Source organism: Bacillus sp. PPSBB_2, from assembly GCF_045291115.1.
Classification (GTDB): domain Bacteria; phylum Bacillota; class Bacilli; order Bacillales; family Bacillaceae_G; genus Bacillus_A; species Bacillus_A cereus.
In genome coordinates this window covers 533064-551599 of sequence record NZ_CP147983.1, presented here as the reverse complement: position 1 = coordinate 551599, position 18536 = coordinate 533064, and the positions used below count along the sequence as shown (strand labels likewise).

The window sequence follows — 18536 nt, the reverse complement described above, 5'->3', positions numbered from 1 at the left end:
ATTAATAAAACCCATTCGTATGAAATATAATTTTCATACGAATGGGTTTTCACTCTATTATATAGTGTTGTAAACATGCCTTCTCCTCAAATCCTACTTTCTTGTACAATTTCATCGCACGATCATTATTCGTATTCAAACATAATTCTATCTCCTTCATTCCTTGGAAGGAAATAATATACTGAATTACCTTTTGTAATAACCGCTCTCCGACACCTTTTCTTCTACTATTTTCAGCGGTTGCAATAAATTCGATATTCGCTTCTTGAAACTCTGGATTTACTTCCACATATACATAACCTTCTAACTTATCATTCTTCATACTTACAAATAATTTATTCGTATTACTTAAACGTTCAATAATTTCGTTTCCGTCATAATACGTATTAGAAAACACATGATTGTGTAAAGCGATAAACTGCTCAAACACTTGTGGTAAAGCCTCTTCTACATTACATATAATACGGTGCTCCACAATATTATTTAAAACGAGAATACTATGTCGACCTTGTTCTTTTGCATGTAAATTCCTCATTAAACGGGCACAATTATTATTTTCCACATGATAAAAACCATAAAATCTCTCAATATGAAAAGGCACCTTTTCTATAAGTTCCTTCCACATATGTAAAGCAACTTCTTCCCAATTCTCTGCGATAATAAACGGTCCCCATATCTCTGCACATTTCTTTACTTCATCCACATCAAATCCTAATAAACCTATTAAATTATTATTCTCATAAGTAGCAACAAAAGATTGTTCCCAGCCTATATCTGAAAAATCATGAATAATTGTCTGTAACAACTCCTCTTTCTCATCTCCACAATAGCCAACATGATGAGTAGCATCTTTATTCATATTCGCAATAAATGCTGCCACCTCTTCAATTTTCAAAATAGAACTGACATACATAACCTCTCCTCCTTCACTAATATATTCACACCTTTTCCATTTATATCCTTCTAAAAAAGACATCACCATAAGCATATTTCAAAATGAAATCGCCATGATAATGTCTTCTCAAAAACTCATATAATCATCTTACGTTATAATAAGATAAAACGTTTTTCATTCTTAAATAATCTCTTTCTAAATACAAACATACTCAGTGCTGAAAGAACTAACGCTATGCCTGAAAGTAATGTTGATGTATTCTCTTGTCCACCTGTTGCTCCTAATGATTTCTTACTTTCTTCTTGCTTATTAACAGCTGGTTTATTTTCTTTCACAACTTGATTATTCACGTTTTGTTCTTGGACTACTGCTGATTGATTTACCGCGTCTTTTGAACCTTCAATTTTTTTTCCTGTTTCTTTTACCTCCACTTTCGATCCTTCAACTCCTGTTGTTGGCTCGTCCACTTCCTCTTTCGCTTCTTCAACTTCTTTCGTTGGCTCTTTTACTTCCTCTTTTACTTCTTTTACCGGTTCTTTCACTTCTTCTTTTGTACCTTCAACTTCTTTTATTGGTTCTTTCACTTCTTCTTTTGTTTCTTCAACTTCTTTCGTTGGTTCTTTTACTTCTTCTTTTACCTCTTCAACTTCTTTTGTTGGCTCTTTTACTTCTTCTTTCGCTTCTTCAACTTCTTTTACCGGTTCTTTCACTTCTTCTTTTGTTTCTTCAACTTCTTTTGTTGGTTCTTTCACTTCTTCTTTTGTTTCTTCAACTTCTTTTACCGGCTCTTTTTCTTCTTCTTTTTCCACTATATTCTGTATAACTGTTCCGTTAAACCTTATGCTAATTTCATCAGAATCTAAATCAAATTTATACACCTTTTCACCTGGGGTACTCCATTTTATTACTCCGTTATTAAACGTCCCTCCCTCACTTACCAATTGAATATTTTCAATACTTTCTCCTTCTAAATCATATACAGGAACTTGAATTTCTTCGTTTATTTTTGCATCATTTAAAATGATATTTTGTCTTCCAACATCAATTGTAAACCACTGACCTAATTGTATTAACGGCCTTACATCACGAATCTCATTTCCAGCTAAATTTAAGCTAAATAAGTTTAGCATGGAACCAATAACCGTTACATCTTTAATATGATTGTCCGCAAGATTTAACCACTGTAAATTTTCCAATGAAGATAGTGGTGTTATATCTTCAATTTGATTATGAGATACATTCACATTATTCAATTGTTTCAAGTTTGAGATAAACTCAATATTTTTCAGACCTACTCCTTCTAAAGTGAGTTTTTCTAAGTTCGTCATATATTCTAAACCTGTTATATCTTTTATCTCATTTCCTTTTTCTTTAAGTATCTCTAATTTTTTAATCTGTAATAAATCTTCTTTTGTGATAGGAGCGTTTAAATTCTCTCTACCTAAATTCTCTTTATTAATATGTTGTTGTAAAGTTTTATCGAGAATTACATTTTGACTTTCTTTTTGTTTTTCAACTATATTCTGTATAACCGTGCCATTAAATCTTATTTTACTTTCAGTAGAATTAGTATCTAGTTTAAATTCATATATTTTTTCTCCAGGACTATTCCATTTTATAAATCCGTTATTCAGAGTAGCCCCCTCACTTTGTAGATTAATATTTTGAAGTGGTTCTCCTTTAAGGTTGTATACTGGGATTTTTATTTCTTCATCTACACTTGCTTCATTTAAAAAGATTTTTTGTCTTTGAATGTCAATTGAAATTCGCTTACCTAATTCCTCAACAGGCCTTACGTCAAAAATTTCATTTGCTCCAAGATTTATCTCATGTAAATTTGTTAAAGTGCTCAACGGCGATATATCAGAGATATAATTCTCTTCTAAATTCAGCACTTGTAAATTTCCTAATTGAGATAGTGATGATATATCTTTTATTTCACTATCAGAAATTTCTAGTTCAATAAGATTACTCATTTTACTAATAGATTCAACATTATTAATTTTATTGTTCCCTATCCATAATAGTTCCACATTATTTAATCGATCAATTCCCGTAAGATCACTGATTTGATTATTTGCTAAGTATAATTGTTTCACAGTTGATAATGTAAATAATGGCTGGATATCTTTAATGTTATTACCGATTAAATCTAATGTTTTAATTTTACTTAATGGTGTAAGATCAGAAATTTTATTATCTCTTAAAAAAAGCATATTAATATTCTCTAACTGCTCAATTGGGTGAATACTTTCAATTGAATTAGATGTTAAATCAACGTACTTCAAACCTCTCAATTTCGAGATGGCTGATATGTCTTTTACATTAGACTCTCGTAACATCAACTTCTCTAAGTTTGTCATATACTCTAAACCAGTTATTTCATTTATTCCTTTACCTGAATAAATGGATAATGTTTTAATTTGTAATAAATCTTTCTTTGTGATTGGCGCATCTACATTATCTCTATTTAAGTTATATTTATTAATATATTTTTGTAATTGCTTATCTAATATTACATTTCCGTTTTCATCTTGTTTCTCCTCTTTATTTTCCTTTTGTTTTTCTGGAACATTGTTCTCTAAATTCAATGTATTTACTTCAAACTGTACTTGGTACTTATTGTCATAGGCCATTGTTGGAATATAAATATGCATTCGCATATTATACCTTTTTCCTAATTCCCCTACTTCAAACTGAATCACTTTCGTTCCATTTTTCTTTTTGTCTTCTGATATTACTTTCACATCATGAAACACACCTGGAGTGTGAATATCCTCTGTCTTCAAGTATTGAAAGAAATCACTATCACTTAACGTTGCTGTTACAATTTTCTTTCCATTCTCAATTGTTAATTTCGGATCCTTTATATAAACAGCTGCCATAGACTCTTCATTCGTTTTATCTTTATACGCTTTAATAACAGCGTCATATGTACCATCTTCTAAACCTTGTCCAGTTTTATTCGCCTCAATTGCTACTGCCGCTAAAGCAGGTGTTGAATACACAGCAAACGGAAGTGATAACGCCGCCGCTATAATCATTGCATTTATACGTTTTCTTTTATTTTGTTTCAACTTTACATCTCCTCCGAAATATATAATTCGAAATGTAATCATTTCTCGAATAAATGATAATGATTTTCATTATCATTGTCAACTGAAAAAATAAAAAGTTTACAAAAAAAGAACCTCTTTAAAAGAGGTTATGCCATTTTCTCACCTGATTCTTCTCTAAAAAAGCTTTTCATCGCATGAAATACGTCTGCTTTTTGCTTTAAAATATAATATCTGAAATTATCATCTTTAATATTTTTATAGGCTGACATAAGTGTACTATGGCGGTTGTACTGGTTCACTTCCCCATACCCAAACATATTACACTTCTTCATTAGCTCTTCAACAAGCTTTACACATCTAGCATTATCTGATGTTAAATTATCACCATCTGAAAAATGGAATGGATAAATATTATAGCGGTCTGGTGAATATTTATTATCGATAAGTTCTAATGCTTTTTTATATACGGAGGAACATATTGTTCCGCCACTTTCTCCTTTTGAGAAAAATTCTTCTTCTGTAACGACTTTCGCTTCTGTATGATGAGCAATAAATTCAATATCAACTGTTTCATACTTTGTGCGTAAAAATCTTGTCATCCAGAAAAAGAAGCTACGTGCCATATATTTCTCCCATATTCCCATCGATCCACTCGTATCCATCATCGCTAATACAACAGCTTTTGAATCTGGCTTTAATACTTCATTCCAAGTGCGGAACTTTAAGTCTTCTTGATGAATTGGATGAAAAGATGCTTTACCACCCATCGCATTTCGTTTATATGCGGATATCATTGTTCGTTTCTTATCGATATTTCCCCATAATCCTGTTTTTCTAATGTCATTAAATTCAACATGTTCAATCCGGTTTTCATCCATTTCTTTTCTCTTTAAATTAGGCAGTTCTAACTCTCTGAAAAACGCTTGCTCTAATTCTAAAATAGAGACTTCAGCTTCATAGTAATCTTCCCCAGCTGCATCTCCTGCTCCTTGCCCTTTTCCTGGCCCTTTTTGTTTTTGACCACCTGATCCATCTCTCGCAACGACATCACCAACTTTGCTGTCACCGTTTCCTTGCCCAACATGTTTATTTTTATCATAATTGTATCTAATCTTATATTCATCTAGAGAACGAATTGGTATTTTTACAACATCCTTGCCATTAGACATAACTATACTTTCTTCTGTTACAAGATCGGGTAAATTATTCTTAATTGCCTCTTGTACTTTTTCTTGATGGCGCTGTTGGTCGTCATATCCTTTGCGATGGAGGGACCAGTTTTCCTGTGAAATCGTATAATTTGGTTGATTTTCTTCGCCCATTCCTTTCCCTCCTTACTGTAATTGTCTTCCTGTATGAACAGCAATCTATAAATTTTGTTCTGTAATATGCAAGCTAGAATATTTGAAAGGTAACTGCCCACAGAAAATCATCCCATAAACATTTATAACGTTTTTCATACAATACCCCGAGCATCCTAAACAAAATTTTGCCACTCACATAAATAGAAAGAAATATTCAGCCACTGATAAGAAAGAAACACAATGCATTGTTGCACACATTTTTACTTTGCAACATATTGTATTGTGTTGGCTTTTTTCGTATGAATGGTTGGTTACTCTATCATATGCATATTGTAAAAATAATTGACAATAAATTCATAAAATTGCATCTTAATTTATTACATTTGGACAAGGTATGACACTTTATACACATATGAACGGATAATAAAACGCTGTCCCGCAAAATACAAGAGACAGCGTTTTGTTATCAAACTATCTGTTTAACAAGCTACCTACATAGCGTAGTAATTCATTTGCTGAAGAAGAATTATAGCCATGCTCATCAATTAAACGCGCAACAACATCATTGATTTTCTTAAGCTGATTTTCGTCCGGCGTTTTCGTTGATGTTGTAATTTTCACTATATCTTTTAAATCAGCAAATAGTTTTTTCTGAATCGCTTCACGAAGACGTTCATGTGAATTATAATCAAAACGTTTTCCTTTACGGGCATAAGCAGAAATGCGAATTAAAATCTCTTCACGGAACGCTTTCTTAGCATTTTCTGAAATTCCAATTTGCTCTTCAATTGAGCGCATTAATTTTTCATCTGGACTCATTTCTTCTCCTGTTAAGGGATCACGTAATTTCGATTTATTGCAGTACGCCTCAACGTTATCTAAGTAATTATCCATAAGCGTCTTAGCTGATTCTTCATATGAATAAACAAACGCTTTTTGTACTTCTTTCTTCGCGATTTCATCGTATTCTTTTCTCGCTAATGAGATGAAGTTCATGTAACGTTCACGGTCTTCATTACTAATGGATGGATGCTGATCTAGCCCATCTTTTAAAGATCTAAGTACATCTAACGCGTTAATAGATGGTACCTCTTTTCGAATGATTGTAGACGAAATTCGGTTAATGACATAACGAGGATCAATACCCTTCATACCTTCATCTTGATATTCGCGTTGTAATTCTTCTACATCAATCGCATTATAACCTTCTACCGTTTCTCCATCATACAAACGCATCTTTTTAATTAAATCAATATCCGGACGCTTCGGATCTTTTAAACGAGTTAAAATAGTGAACATTGCTGCAACGCGAAGTGTGTGTGGTGCAATGTGAACATTCGATACATCACTTTCACGAATCATTTTTTCATAAATATGTTCTTCTTCACTTACTCGTAAATTATAAGGAACTGGCATTACAATAATTCTTGAGTGCAATGCTTCATTTTTCTTATTTGCTATAAATGAGCGATACTCTGTTTCATTCGTATGCGCTACAATTAATTCATCTGCTGAAATAAGCGCAAATCTTCCCGCTTTGAAATTCCCTTCTTGCGTAAGCGATAATAAGTGCCATAAAAACTTCTCATCGCATTTTAACATCTCTTGGAACTCCATCATTCCTCGGTTTGCCTTATTTAATTCTCCATCAAATCGATACGCACGTGGATCTGATTCTGAACCATATTCTGCAATCGTAGAAAAGTCCAGACTACCTGTTAAATCTGCAATATCCTGTGATTTTGGATCAGACGGACTAAATGTACCAATCCCTGTACGGCGATCTTCAGAGAAGAAAATACGCTCTACAACTACATCCTCAATTCTTGATCCGTATTCTTGCTCTAAACGCATGACATTTAGTGGTGATAAATTCCCTTCAATTCTAACCCCATACTCATTAAAGAAATCATCTCGTAAATGATGTGGAATTAAATGCAGTGGATCCTCGTGCATTGGGCATCCTTTAATTGCAAAAATTGCTCCGCGATCTGTTCTTGAATATGTTTCTAATCCTCGTTTCAACATTGTAACTAACGTTGATTTCCCTCCACTAACAGGACCCATTAATAATAAAATTCTTTTTCTAACATCTAATCGTTTTGCAGATGGATGAAAATATTCCTCTACAAGACGTTCTAGAGCATCCTCTAATCCAAAGAGCTGATTACTAAAGAAATTATACTTTCTTCTACCATCAACTTCTTCAATTCCAGCGTCTTTTATCATATTGTAAATGCGAGAGTGTGCTGTTTGAGCCACCCATGGTCTTTCTTTCACAAGCTCCAAATACTCCGCAAACGTACCTTCCCATTGTAAACGTTCTTCTGCTGCTCGATGCTGTTCAATCTTTTTTAGAATATCCATTATAGCTCCTCCCCCATCTCCTTGTTCAATCGGATTATTATAAAAGGTATGCTAGGATGTCCTTAAACATTCTTTAAATCAAAACGAAATATATAATAGCACGCTAAAATTCTCTCCAAAATTCAAAGAAAATTCTGTATAATATAGGTATTAACATTTTTACACTGCTATTCATTATAAATAAATTCTTTTCTTCTAAGAACCTTACATACATTTTGGATAATAAATAAAACTCATGAACCGAAAAAAGTAAGGAGGATATTAGTATGAAATTATTATTAATTTTAGGTGTATCACTCACATTTCTTACAGCTATTTTTACATCCGGTTACAATGACAAACCAGGTACACATAAAAAATGATGTGCTTTTAGCACATCATTTTTTTATTTATAATACATATTTTCCATATCATATTTGGATAGTGGTCGGCTATAATAATAACCTTGTACAAGCTTCACATTCTTTTCTTTCAAAAACTGTATTTGCTCCTTTTTTTCTACTCCTTCTGCAATTATATTCAATTCTAAAGTATGAGCTAAATGAATAATTGCAGCTGTAACATTCGTATCACGTTCATCTATATGTATACCTTCCATAAAAGAACGATCAATTTTTAAAGTATCAATTGGATATGTTTTTAAATAACTTAAAGATGAATAGCCTGTTCCAAAATCATCTAAATGAATCTTTAAATTTTGTTCTTTTAATTGTAGTAACACTCTCTTTGATATATCTTTATGTATAAGAGCTCCTTCTGTAACCTCTATCGCTAATAAATGAGCTGATACATTGTACTTATTTAAAGCCCGTGTAATCATCTCTATTAATGTAATAGAACGAAAGTGTCTAGCTGAAATATTAACCGCAATTGGGACCACTTCATATCCTTTATTTAACCATTCGCGCAGTTGCTGACACACTTGATTTACTACCCATTCATCGAGCTTAATAATAAACCCTGTTCTTTCTGCCAACGGAATAAATTGGTTTGGAGAAACAAATCCTAATTCCTTATTCTCCCACCTTATTAAAGCTTCCATACTAGCTATTTTTTTCGTTTCAATATTAATTTGTGGCTGATAATATAAGAAAAATTCATTTTTTTCTATAGCACGATGTAACTGGTTTTCTATTATAAACCTTTGTTCACGCTCACAGTCTAATCCACTACAATAAAAATGATAATGTCCTTTTCCTTTTTCTTTTGCTTTTTTTAAAGCAGCATCGACCCTCTGAAATAGTATTTTTTCATCTTCTCCATCTGCTGGAGCCATTACAATTCCAATTGATGCACTTAAATATACATCTTCTTCTTCGATTACAAAATATTCACTAATATTTTTCAGTATGCTTTTTGCAACTTCCTCTACATATTCTTTCGTTATATTTTCTATCAACATAACAAATTGATCATCGTGTTCTCTAAATAAGTGCATATCTTCTATTTTTAGATTGCTTAAACATTCTGTAACTTTTTGTAATACTTTATCTCCCTCTTTATGACCAAATGTATCATTAATACGATGAAACTCATCTAAATCTATAAATACAAGTGCAAAATTTACACTCTCATTTAAAAAAGTATTTAACTTATTTGTACATGAAATTCTATTCATTAATCCCGTTAACTGGTCATAGTAAGCTAAATATTCTGTTCGCATTTCGTTTAATACTTGCCTTGTAACATCTCTCGTAACAATATAAATCCCAACAATTTCACCGTTCACAATAATCGGGATAGTTCTCAAAGAAATATATAGCTCGTACCCTTCTTTATGAACATATTTCTTTGAAACAATTTGTTTTGCTTTTCCTTGCATCGATCCCTTAAATATAATTTGAAAATCTTTTTCATATTCTTTATTAATGAATTCAAAAATAAATTTATTATTTAATTCCTCATACCGGTATCCAAATATTTCATACGTTGCCGGATTTGCATATGTAACTCTCCCTATAGAATCTATAGATATAATTGAGTCATTATTATATTCCAGTAACGACTTAAATAACATTTGTTTTTCCTCTATCTTTGTCTTCTCCTCAATTTGAGCTGTAATATCTCTTGTAATACAAATAACAAATTGACATATTCCTTCTTCGTCGCAGACAGGATTAAGTGAAGATTCATAATGTATCTCACCTTTTGGTAAATTGACTACATCACAAAAGGTGTGTGCTTTCGCTTCTCTCACTACTTTTGCATATTGCCTTTGCAATATCCCCGCTATATCTTTTGGTAATACTTCTGCAAAAGTTTTTCCATAGCACTCTTCGCTTAACCTAGCATAATCCATTCCTATTTTATTCACATACATATATTGAAACGTTTCATTATCAATAACTTTCAATATGAATACTAAATCTTGAATAGCATGTAATAATCCTTGTCTAATTAAATCCATATCTATCATACTTAAAAAGGTATTTTGATTACTATATTCTTCCTTCATATTTATCTCAACCCGTCTTATCTATTTTTAATCATATATCCCATTCTATATGATTATGTCCTCTCTTTTAAATGTATGATTATATATTATTTTTATTTTATAAAAAAAAGTCGCCATATGGCGACTTTTAATAAACGATTTCTAAATCTAATCCAGGGTAATTTTGTTGACGGAACGCTTCATAAATTAAAATTGCTGCTGTATTAGATAAATTTAATGAACGTACTTTATCTGTCATTGGAATACGTAAACAATGATCAAAGTTTTCTTCGATTACATTAGCTGGTAAGCCGTTTGTTTCTCTTCCAAATACAAAATAGTAATCCTTCTCACGCTTGCTATAGTCAAACGCTGTATGAGCTTTCTCGCCATACTTTGTTAAATAGAAGAATTCACCGTCTTTATTTTTTTCATAAAATTCTTCAATTGAATCATAATACGTAATTTTTACGTGCTGCCAATAATCTAATCCTGCACGCTTTAACATTTTATCATCCGTTGAAAATCCAAGCGGTCTAATCAAATGTAATTCTGTTCCAGTTGCTGCACAAGTACGAGCAATATTCCCTGTATTTGCTGGAATTTCTGGCTGATATAAAACAACATGTACTCCCACGCGATATTCACCTCTGTTTTTTGTCTACTACGTATTATACCACTTGAGCGAAAAATCTCTACCCATTAATAATATGAAAGAATTTATATTTCATTTGTGGTGTATATTTACTAGAGTCTTCATAGTTCCAATAACGTCGACGGCTATTCGCTGAATGTGCATTTACAAGCGGCATACCATCTGCATCTTTTGCTACCACAATCGTCGTATGATTCCATCTTCCGTCATCCTCGAAATCATAAGCAATGACATCTCCAAGAATAAGTTCTTCTGGCCTCTCTACCGCCTCTGCTCGAAGTCCTGTTGTAGCACCTGACAAATACCAATAAAAAGAATGTGCAACAGCCCAGCTCCAACTCCACTGATTCTCCCTTTGCCACCATCCTTTACGAATATTAGGATACCCGTTCATAGGTACTTCTCCAGTATGAAGACATTGAGAAATGAAATTCGTACAATTATCAGGGAAATTACGATACATAGGATTCCGGTCATCCCACCAACGCTCTGCATATTTCACTGCCTCTAAACGATTATACTGATAAGAACCGTACTTCTCTTTCGTAATATCCCTTTCTAATGTCTCACCCATTCTAATTTCTTCTGACACTTCAATAGCAGAATCGCCTATAATTCGACTATTATTTAAACAAACTCTTCGTTTTAATTGTTCCTCTTCAATATAAAATAATTCTTTATGCTTAATTAAATATTTAAAATGTATTTGATAATCAATTTCTTGATGGTCATTACTATTTAATTGTCTAATAAAAGAAACATCCGCAGTTGCTTTCACTATATGTGCACTACGCCTTTGAAACAATTGTTTCTTTCTCAGTGCCATTTGTAATAAATCCTCAGCAATACCATCCACATTCGTTCTTTTCTCCGTTATATATGCTAAAAATTGTTGTACTTGGTTTTCAATCTTCGTTTTTACAACCATTCTGTCTCCCTCCCATATTACAATATGAAAAAGGGAAATATTATCTACTCTTTTTTCTGTGCTAACAATTCAAGCCCGCGATTCATTTCATGAAGCACTTCTTCATCTTTCTCACGTTCCATCGCTTTCTCAATCGCTTCGCCTACTCCATCTCCGCCAATTTTCCCAAGTGCCCATGCTGCCGTTCCGCGTAGTACCGGTCTTGGGTCATCTTTCATAACACCAATTAAATCAGGAATTGCCGATGCTTCTTTAAAATGTGCTAATGCTAAAATCGCATTTCTTTGCAGTGGCTTTTTCCCTCTCCATGACCCTGACATAATCCCATATTTCTCTTTAAAATCACGATTACTAATTGTTAAAAGTGGCGTTAATAATGGTTTAACTAGCTCAGGATCCGGCTCCATCTCAGGATGATTATGAAAATCCATTCCTTTGTTTTTCGGACAAACAGTCTGACACGTATCACATCCATATATGCGATTTCCTATTTTATCGCGATATTCTTCAGGTAGGAATCCTTTCGTTTGTGTTAAAAACGCAATGCACTTCTTCGAATCTAACTGTCCCCCCTGTATTAAAGCACCGGTAGGACAAATATCGATACATTTCGTACAGCCCCCGCATTGATCTTCTATCGGCTTATCTGGCGGGAATGAAACATTTGTAATCATTTCCCCTAAGTATACGAACGAACCAAATTCAGGTGTAATAATAGAGCAGTTTTTACCGCTCCATCCAATACCAGCACGCTCTGATACAGCTCGATCACTTAATTCACCTGTATCAACCATGGACTTCACTTCTATATCGGGAAGTTTTTCAATTAAATATGCCTCTAATTTTTGCAAACGATCTCGTAAAACAAGATGATAATCTTGTCCCCAAGAAGCACGACAAAAAATCCCACGGCGTTCTCCACGCTTACTTAATGGTGCATTTTTTAATTTTGAAGGATATGCTAAAGCAATCGCAATAATTGATTTAGCACCCGGTAATAACAGTTGCGGATTCGTTCTCTTCTCTATATCAGGCTCTTCAAATCCAGATTGATAATTTAATTGTTGTTGCTGGATTAAGCGCTGCTTTAATTCCTCAAAAGGAGAAGCGCTCGCAAAGCCTATTTTATCTATGCCAATTGTTTTACTATACGCAATTACATCTTGCTTTAATTGTTCAAAATCCACTCTTAATCGCCTCCTCAGATGAATCCACCCCTTATGTAACCACTCTATTGGTTAGTAATTCACGTTTGGAATACTATTATTTACTTCTATTTTCGCATGTAATTATATTTTTCAAACATTAAAAAACGCAATGCCTCGTTTATCTCGGAAACGAAACACTGCGTTGATCACAATTTATAGAAAAACATTTAATAAAATTTGGAGCGGGTGAAGAGAATCGAACTCTCGACCAGAGCTTGGAAGGCTCTTGTTTTACCACTAAACTACACCCGCAAATATGAATTACATATAAGATATTAGAATAACTTATGTAAAGTAGTATAGCATGTAAAAAAAGTAGAGGCAAGAATTTTATCGAAAAAAGTCGAAAAAGTGATGAGAGACCTCATCACTTTTTCAATTCTTTATCAATTGCCTTCTTCATACTATCAAAATCAGGATTTGCAAGATTTCCGTTTACATATACAGAAGGAGCACCTTGAACTTTTAATTTTTGAGCACGATCTGAATCTTTACTTACTTTTTCTTTAATGTCTTTACTGTGTAAATCTTTCTTAAATTGCTCTAAATTAACTTTCGGCAGTTTCTCTTTCACAATGCTAAGAAGCAAATCTTCTGTAATCCATTCTTCTGTATCTTTCTTTTGATTTTGATAGATCTCATCATAGAAGATCCAGAATGAATCTTTATCTTGTTTATAAATTGCTTCACCAGCTGCTGCACCTAAATCTGAGTCTTTTCCAATAAATGGGAAGTTAATAAAGTATAACTGCACTTTGCCTTTATCAATATACTCTTCTTTTAATCGAGGTAATACTGTTACATCCCAAGTACGACAAGCAGGACATTTAAAGTCTCCAAATTCAACTACCTTAACTGGAGCATCATCTTTCCCTAAAGATTGTTGCGTAGAATAAGCAAACATCTCATTCCCTTTATCTTTTTTGTCATTTATGATGCTATACGCAATTGTTCCAATTACAATTAATACTGCGATAGAAAAAACTATACCAAGAGCCATGAGTTTATTTGATTTCATATACATTCCTCTTTAAATTCATATTCTGTATACAGCATTGTACACAATACACATAATATCAACACTTATATACGTCACGCAATGAACACGCTCACATAAATTACAAAAACACAATAATTGTGACGATATTGTGTCACAATTTGTCACAATTTATTCAAAAAAAGAAGCTCCTCTGTAGGAACTTCTCTTAACTTACTGCTTTTTTACGCGCGCTATTTAACATCGACTGCTCTATTTTTATATCATGACGAATTACCAATTTCTCACTAACTGCTTGAACATACTCATCATGGCTTATATAGCCTTCTTTCTCCATTAGTCTCAAAACGACATTACGTCTCTCTACTGCTTTATCATAATTTTGTGCAGGTGAGTAATAAGCAGGTGCTTTTACTACAGCAGCCATCATTGCACTTTCAGCCAACGTTAATTGGTTCACCTTTTTACCGAAGTAAAGGTTTGCTGCTTTTTCAATTCCCCATGCTCCTTCTCCATAATAAATATTACTTACATATAATTTTAAAATTTCATCCTTCGTAAATGTGCGTTCAATTTTTTTCGTATAAAAAATCTCTTTCCACTTCCGAGAAAATGTACGTTCATTCGTTAAAAAGGCATTTTTAGATAGCTGCTGTGTAATTGTACTTCCTCCTTGCACGACACCACCAGCCTTTATATTCTCAACAGATGCCCTAATAATTGCTATATAATCTAAACCGTTATGATGATAAAATCTTTTATCTTCTGTCGCAATAAATGCATATGTTAATGATTCTGGCACCTCTAACTTAGCCGGTACATGTAATTTACTAATATCACTTTTCTCAATCATTACATTTCCAATGAATAATAACGTACAACTTAACAATAATAATAATATGATGGCTTTATAAAAAAGTTTAGTCATTGGATTTAATGCAACTTTTTGATGATAGTTCACCCTAGATAATACTCGTTCTTTCATCTTGAACACCTCTTTTCCACACAGCATATAACTCTTACTTTAAGAATACATTGTTGTAAAAAAATATCCCATCGATTTCTCTTACACGTACCTTACATCATTGTAAGGTATAAAGTGAAACTTTAATGAGCCCTCATCAATCAGGCTTACTGCCCAGCAAATAGTGGGATAAAAAAGTATTGTATCACAGTATTTTTTTATCTACTATTCATCTGAAATATTGAATATAGGTTATGTTAAAGTACGAATAACCAATAATAGAGAAACCCTTAAGACTATTATATTTTCACTTTACACTTTAATTATATCATCTACAAATATATATACTTTTGACTATCTAGTAATCTAAATGTATATAACATATAGATTTATTATACAGAACAAATGTTTCTCAAATCAATACTAGTGCTATTATTATTTTGACCTTTTTCTTAAACAGTATACAAAAAAAGAGTAGTGATTCGAATGTATCTCAAATCGGCTACTCTTTTCTTTACAATCTTCCTATTAAATTATACGGCTGTACTTCCCACGTTTCATACGGAATAAAATGTGTTGCTCTCATTGCATCAAGCGTTCTGGATTTCATATGAGGACGCGTTATATACTCATCTATGTTCTCTTCATTTAAATCAACAAATTTAGCCTCTTGTATTTCTTCAGGTTGAATTTTTATTTCACCACTTATATATGCTACTTTAAAAACAACAGCTAGAATATGCATAGAAGTATTATAATAAACGCCTGTAATTCCGATAGGCTTCACCGTTAACCCTGTTTCCTCTTTTATTTCCCTACAGACAACTTGATCGAGCGCTTCGCCTTCTTCTACCTGTCCTCCTGGCAACTCCCACGTATCAGCTCGCCAGTGCACTTTTGCTAATAACACTTCATTTTTTTCATTTGTTAAATAACCTGCTACAGCAACGATATGCTTTGGTGTCTTATGTTCCATATTAAGCCTCCTAGAGATAATGAATATTTTATATATCCCTATAATCATATTCCCTACCTACAACAAAATACCTTTAATACTTCATCACCTTAATTAACTTCATAAAAAAGACCCTATCCGCTAAGCGAAAAGGGTCATCTATCGTATTACTCTCCTAAGTCTACGTTGTGATAAACTTGTTGAACATCTTCTAAATCTTCTAATGCATCAACCATTTTCTCAAATTGTGCTTGAGCATCTTCAGGAAGTGTTACATCACTTTGTGCAAGCATTGTTAATTCTGCAACTGTAAACTCCTCAACGCCAGCACCTTTAAGTGCAGATTGTACTGCATGAAATTGATCTGGTTCAGCATACACGATAACAGAATCTTCTTCTTCTAGAATGTCACGTGCATCTACATCTGCTTCCATTAAAATTTCAAGAACTTCATCTGATGTTTTACCTTCAAGGCCGATAACAGCTGTCGCATCAAACATGTAAGCTACAGAACCGTTCACACCCATATTACCACTGTTTTTGCTAAATGCAGCTCGTACATCTGCTGCAGTACGGTTTACGTTATTTGTAAGTGTATCTACAATAACCATAGCTCCATTTGGTCCGAATCCTTCATAACGAAGCTCGTCATAATTTTCTTCTGAACCGCCTTTTGCTTTTTCAACTGCACGATCAATAATTGTTCTTGGAACATTGTATGTTTTCGCACGCTCTAATACAACTCTTAGTGCTTGGTTTGATTCTGGATCTGGCTCGCCTTGTTTTGCTGCCACATAAATTTCACGCCCAAATTTCGCGTATATACGGCTTGTATTTGCATCTTTTGATGCTTTTTTGTCTTTAATATTGTTCCATTTACGGCCCATACTTTCCACTCTCTTTCCCGTTTTAAATCTACATAAAAATATTAATATGAAATATAATGTGTGTTCAACACATTTTTAAAAGAAATATAAAAAGTTCATTTTTGATTCATATTACAGACATAATATAAATCACTATCATTTTGTTCTTTCGACAAGTTATATTATACATGAATTCCTACGTTTATTACGAATTTTAGAAGCACATAGTATAATTTAACAAAAAGACTCTAACATTTCTGTTAGTGTCTTTTTATATTGCTAATACCGATTTCCATATTATTCCCATAATTGTTTTCTATTGTTGTATAATAAAAATAGGAAAAAATTTGAAGAAAAGATGGAGGGTGAATTATGACACATTCAAAAGGCAAAAAATCACATGCTTTTAAAGGAATAGGAGAAAAATTAAACCCAACTATCTATCAAGTGAGATTCATGAAATTAGATGAACCAATTCGATTTGAGTCGTTTCCTGAATTAAAGGAATTAGGAGACTGGTTGAGTACTTCAACGCACATGTGGTCATGCCACTCAACTATGTACAAATACAACAGAGAAGAGTTTGAAAAGAAGTTCTTAGAAATTACGAAATTAACAGCTGATCATGTACTAATATCTACTGGTGGCGTCGGATTTAACTTCATGTCACCAGGTTGGAGAAATTCTCTATAAAATAATGAAATTATATAAAGGGATAAAAATTTATCCCTTTATTGTTTTGTAGTTTTCCCCAACTGTATCGCATGTACTAAATGAATAAGTTTACCTTAATCATTTATAACCATTTCACCAACACACCATTTTTGCTTATTTTATAGTGTGATGAAAACATAAAAAGACTCTACACATTTGGTGTAGAGTCTTTTATTACGCCGTTCATGATACCGATGGTCGGGGTCGAACCGACACTCCCGAAGGAACACGATTTTGAGTCGTGCGCGTCTGCCAATTCCGCCACATCGGCACAAAAGAAAAGGCGGCAACCGGATTTGAACCGGTGATAAAGGTTTTGCAGACCTCTGCCTTACCACTTGGCTATGCCGCCATATTAAATTTTATTGGAGCGGAAGACGGGATTCGAACCCGCGACCCCAACCTTGGCAAGGTTGTATTCTACCACTGAACTACTTCCGCAAAAATGGCTGGGCTAGCTGGATTCGAACCAGCGCATGACGGAGTCAAAGTCCGTTGCCTTACCGCTTGGCTATAGCCCATCGAATTCTTACTTAATTATATGTAAGTATCCATTAGATTATTTGTAATTTTTAAAATAAAAATGGGGCGACTGATGGGAATCGAACCCACGAATGCCGGAGCCACAATCCGGTGCGTTAACCACTTCGCCACAACCGCCATGTTGTGTAAATATATTTGGCAGGGGCAGTAGGAATCGAACCCACACTGGAGGTTTTGGAGACCTCAGTTCTACCTTTAAACTATGCCCCTATGTAAATGGTGGAGGGGGGCAGATTCGAACTGCCGAACCCGAAGGAGCGGATTTACAGTCCGCCGCGTTTAGCCACTTCGCTACCCCTCCGAAACTTACATGGTGCCGGCTAGAGGACTTGAACCCCCAACCTACTGATTACAAGTCAGTTGCTCTACCAATTGAGCTAAGCCGGCGTATTTTATTAAAATAAATGGTGGCTCGGGACGGAATCGAACCGCCGACACGAGGATTTTCAGTCCTCTGCTCTACCGACTGAGCTACCGAGCCTTATTAAAATGGCGGTCCCGACCGGGGTCGAACCGGCGATCTCCTGCGTGACAGGCAGGCATGTTAACCACTACACCACGGGACCATTTGGTTGCGGGGACAGGATTTGAACCTGCGACCTTCGGGTTATGAGCCCGACGAGCTACCGTGCTGCTCCACCCCGCGA

At 33.9% G+C, this 18536-nt stretch carries 13 protein-coding genes and 12 tRNA genes; 1 reads left to right on the top strand and 24 read right to left on the bottom strand.

Annotation, left to right across the window (positions count from 1 at the left end; all coding sequences use genetic code 11):
- Positions 1–49: 49 nt before the first annotated feature.
- From V6946_RS02730 to V6946_RS02670, 13 genes are all read right to left on the bottom strand, one after another.
- The gene (locus tag V6946_RS02730) at positions 50–913 is read right to left on the bottom strand and encodes an N-acetyltransferase (protein WP_006925081.1); all 864 of its coding nucleotides are present in this window, start codon (positions 911–913) and stop codon (positions 50–52) included.
- Between the two features lie 134 nt (positions 914–1047).
- Positions 1048–3972, bottom strand: coding sequence for a leucine-rich repeat domain-containing protein (locus V6946_RS02725; RefSeq protein WP_406622202.1), 2925 nt, complete (start codon positions 3970–3972; stop codon positions 1048–1050).
- Between the two features lie 128 nt (positions 3973–4100).
- A complete protein-coding gene (gene yhbH, locus V6946_RS02720; protein WP_006925084.1) occupies positions 4101–5276 on the bottom strand; it encodes a sporulation protein YhbH in 1176 nt (391 codons plus the stop codon).
- Between the two features lie 453 nt (positions 5277–5729).
- Entirely contained in the window at positions 5730–7625 is a 1896-nt protein-coding gene (locus tag V6946_RS02715; RefSeq protein ID WP_006925087.1) for a PrkA family serine protein kinase, read from the bottom strand.
- Between the two features lie 385 nt (positions 7626–8010).
- Positions 8011–10080, bottom strand: a complete 2070-nt coding sequence (locus V6946_RS02710) for an EAL domain-containing protein (RefSeq protein ID WP_406622201.1) — start codon at positions 10078–10080, stop codon at positions 8011–8013.
- A gap of 127 nt (positions 10081–10207) precedes the next feature.
- Complete coding sequence (gene trmL / locus V6946_RS02705; protein ID WP_000538147.1) at positions 10208–10696, bottom strand: tRNA (uridine(34)/cytosine(34)/5-carboxymethylaminomethyluridine(34)-2'-O)-methyltransferase TrmL; 489 nt, start codon at positions 10694–10696, stop codon at positions 10208–10210.
- A 58-nt stretch (positions 10697–10754) separates the two neighbouring features.
- Positions 10755–11642 carry an amidase domain-containing protein gene (locus V6946_RS02700; RefSeq protein WP_000260591.1) on the bottom strand — a complete coding sequence of 296 codons (888 nt, stop codon included), beginning with the start codon at positions 11640–11642 and terminating at the stop codon, positions 10755–10757.
- A 44-nt stretch (positions 11643–11686) separates the two neighbouring features.
- The gene (gene queG, locus V6946_RS02695; protein WP_006915718.1) at positions 11687–12829 is read right to left on the bottom strand and encodes a tRNA epoxyqueuosine(34) reductase QueG; all 1143 of its coding nucleotides are present in this window, start codon (positions 12827–12829) and stop codon (positions 11687–11689) included.
- 199 nt (positions 12830–13028) lie between these two features.
- A tRNA-Gly gene (locus V6946_RS02690) sits at positions 13029–13102 on the bottom strand.
- A gap of 115 nt (positions 13103–13217) precedes the next feature.
- Positions 13218–13868, bottom strand: coding sequence for a thioredoxin domain-containing protein (locus V6946_RS02685; protein WP_006915720.1), 651 nt, complete (start codon positions 13866–13868; stop codon positions 13218–13220).
- Between the two features lie 187 nt (positions 13869–14055).
- A complete protein-coding gene (locus V6946_RS02680) occupies positions 14056–14832 on the bottom strand; it encodes a transglycosylase domain-containing protein (RefSeq protein WP_006915721.1) in 777 nt (258 codons plus the stop codon).
- Positions 14833–15325: 493 nt separating this feature from the next.
- Positions 15326–15787, bottom strand: coding sequence for an NUDIX hydrolase (locus V6946_RS02675; RefSeq protein ID WP_366982108.1), 462 nt, complete (start codon positions 15785–15787; stop codon positions 15326–15328).
- Positions 15788–15933: 146 nt separating this feature from the next.
- Complete coding sequence (locus tag V6946_RS02670; RefSeq protein ID WP_000532952.1) at positions 15934–16653, bottom strand: YebC/PmpR family DNA-binding transcriptional regulator; 720 nt, start codon at positions 16651–16653, stop codon at positions 15934–15936.
- 351 nt (positions 16654–17004) lie between these two features.
- Here V6946_RS02670 and V6946_RS02665 point away from each other — a divergent pair, with 351 nt between their 5' ends.
- Positions 17005–17325, top strand: coding sequence for a DUF3884 family protein (locus V6946_RS02665; RefSeq protein ID WP_006915723.1), 321 nt, complete (start codon positions 17005–17007; stop codon positions 17323–17325).
- A gap of 210 nt (positions 17326–17535) precedes the next feature.
- On the opposite strand, the gene V6946_RS02660 is transcribed toward V6946_RS02665, so the two are convergent.
- The 11 genes from V6946_RS02660 to V6946_RS02610 form a co-directional block, all read right to left on the bottom strand.
- A tRNA-Leu gene (locus tag V6946_RS02660) sits at positions 17536–17617 on the bottom strand.
- 10 nt (positions 17618–17627) lie between these two features.
- Positions 17628–17698: transfer RNA gene (locus V6946_RS02655), tRNA-Cys, on the bottom strand.
- Between the two features lie 14 nt (positions 17699–17712).
- Positions 17713–17787: transfer RNA gene (locus tag V6946_RS02650), tRNA-Gly, on the bottom strand.
- 5 nt (positions 17788–17792) lie between these two features.
- Positions 17793–17867 (bottom strand) — tRNA-Gln (locus tag V6946_RS02645).
- A gap of 63 nt (positions 17868–17930) precedes the next feature.
- Positions 17931–18006: transfer RNA gene (locus V6946_RS02640), tRNA-His, on the bottom strand.
- A 19-nt stretch (positions 18007–18025) separates the two neighbouring features.
- Positions 18026–18099: transfer RNA gene (locus tag V6946_RS02635), tRNA-Trp, on the bottom strand.
- A 7-nt stretch (positions 18100–18106) separates the two neighbouring features.
- Positions 18107–18190, bottom strand: a tRNA-Tyr gene (locus tag V6946_RS02630).
- A 10-nt stretch (positions 18191–18200) separates the two neighbouring features.
- Positions 18201–18276: transfer RNA gene (locus V6946_RS02625), tRNA-Thr, on the bottom strand.
- A gap of 18 nt (positions 18277–18294) precedes the next feature.
- Positions 18295–18370 (bottom strand) — tRNA-Phe (locus tag V6946_RS02620).
- 9 nt (positions 18371–18379) lie between these two features.
- Positions 18380–18455, bottom strand: a tRNA-Asp gene (locus V6946_RS02615).
- A 3-nt stretch (positions 18456–18458) separates the two neighbouring features.
- Positions 18459–18535, bottom strand: a tRNA-Met gene (locus tag V6946_RS02610).
- Between the last annotated feature and the right edge of the window lies 1 nt (position 18536).

Excerpts from the sequence above, each read along its gene's own strand:
- V6946_RS02730 (WP_006925081.1), bottom strand. The coding sequence starts at position 913 with ATGTATGTCAGTTCTATTTTGAAAATTGAAGAGGTGGCAGCATTTATT.
- yhbH (WP_006925084.1), bottom strand. The coding sequence starts at position 5,276 with ATGGGCGAAGAAAATCAACCAAATTATACGATTTCACAGGAAAACTGG.
- V6946_RS02715 (WP_006925087.1), bottom strand. The coding sequence starts at position 7,625 with ATGGATATTCTAAAAAAGATTGAACAGCATCGAGCAGCAGAAGAACGT.
- V6946_RS02710 (WP_406622201.1), bottom strand. The coding sequence starts at position 10,080 with ATGAAGGAAGAATATAGTAATCAAAATACCTTTTTAAGTATGATAGAT.
- V6946_RS02700 (WP_000260591.1), bottom strand. The coding sequence starts at position 11,642 with ATGGTTGTAAAAACGAAGATTGAAAACCAAGTACAACAATTTTTAGCA.
- V6946_RS02685 (WP_006915720.1), bottom strand. The coding sequence starts at position 13,868 with ATGAAATCAAATAAACTCATGGCTCTTGGTATAGTTTTTTCTATCGCA.
- V6946_RS02680 (WP_006915721.1), bottom strand. The coding sequence starts at position 14,832 with ATGAAAGAACGAGTATTATCTAGGGTGAACTATCATCAAAAAGTTGCA.
- V6946_RS02675 (WP_366982108.1), bottom strand. The coding sequence starts at position 15,787 with ATGGAACATAAGACACCAAAGCATATCGTTGCTGTAGCAGGTTATTTA.
- V6946_RS02670 (WP_000532952.1), bottom strand. The coding sequence starts at position 16,653 with ATGGGCCGTAAATGGAACAATATTAAAGACAAAAAAGCATCAAAAGAT.
- V6946_RS02665 (WP_006915723.1), top strand. The coding sequence starts at position 17,005 with ATGACACATTCAAAAGGCAAAAAATCACATGCTTTTAAAGGAATAGGA.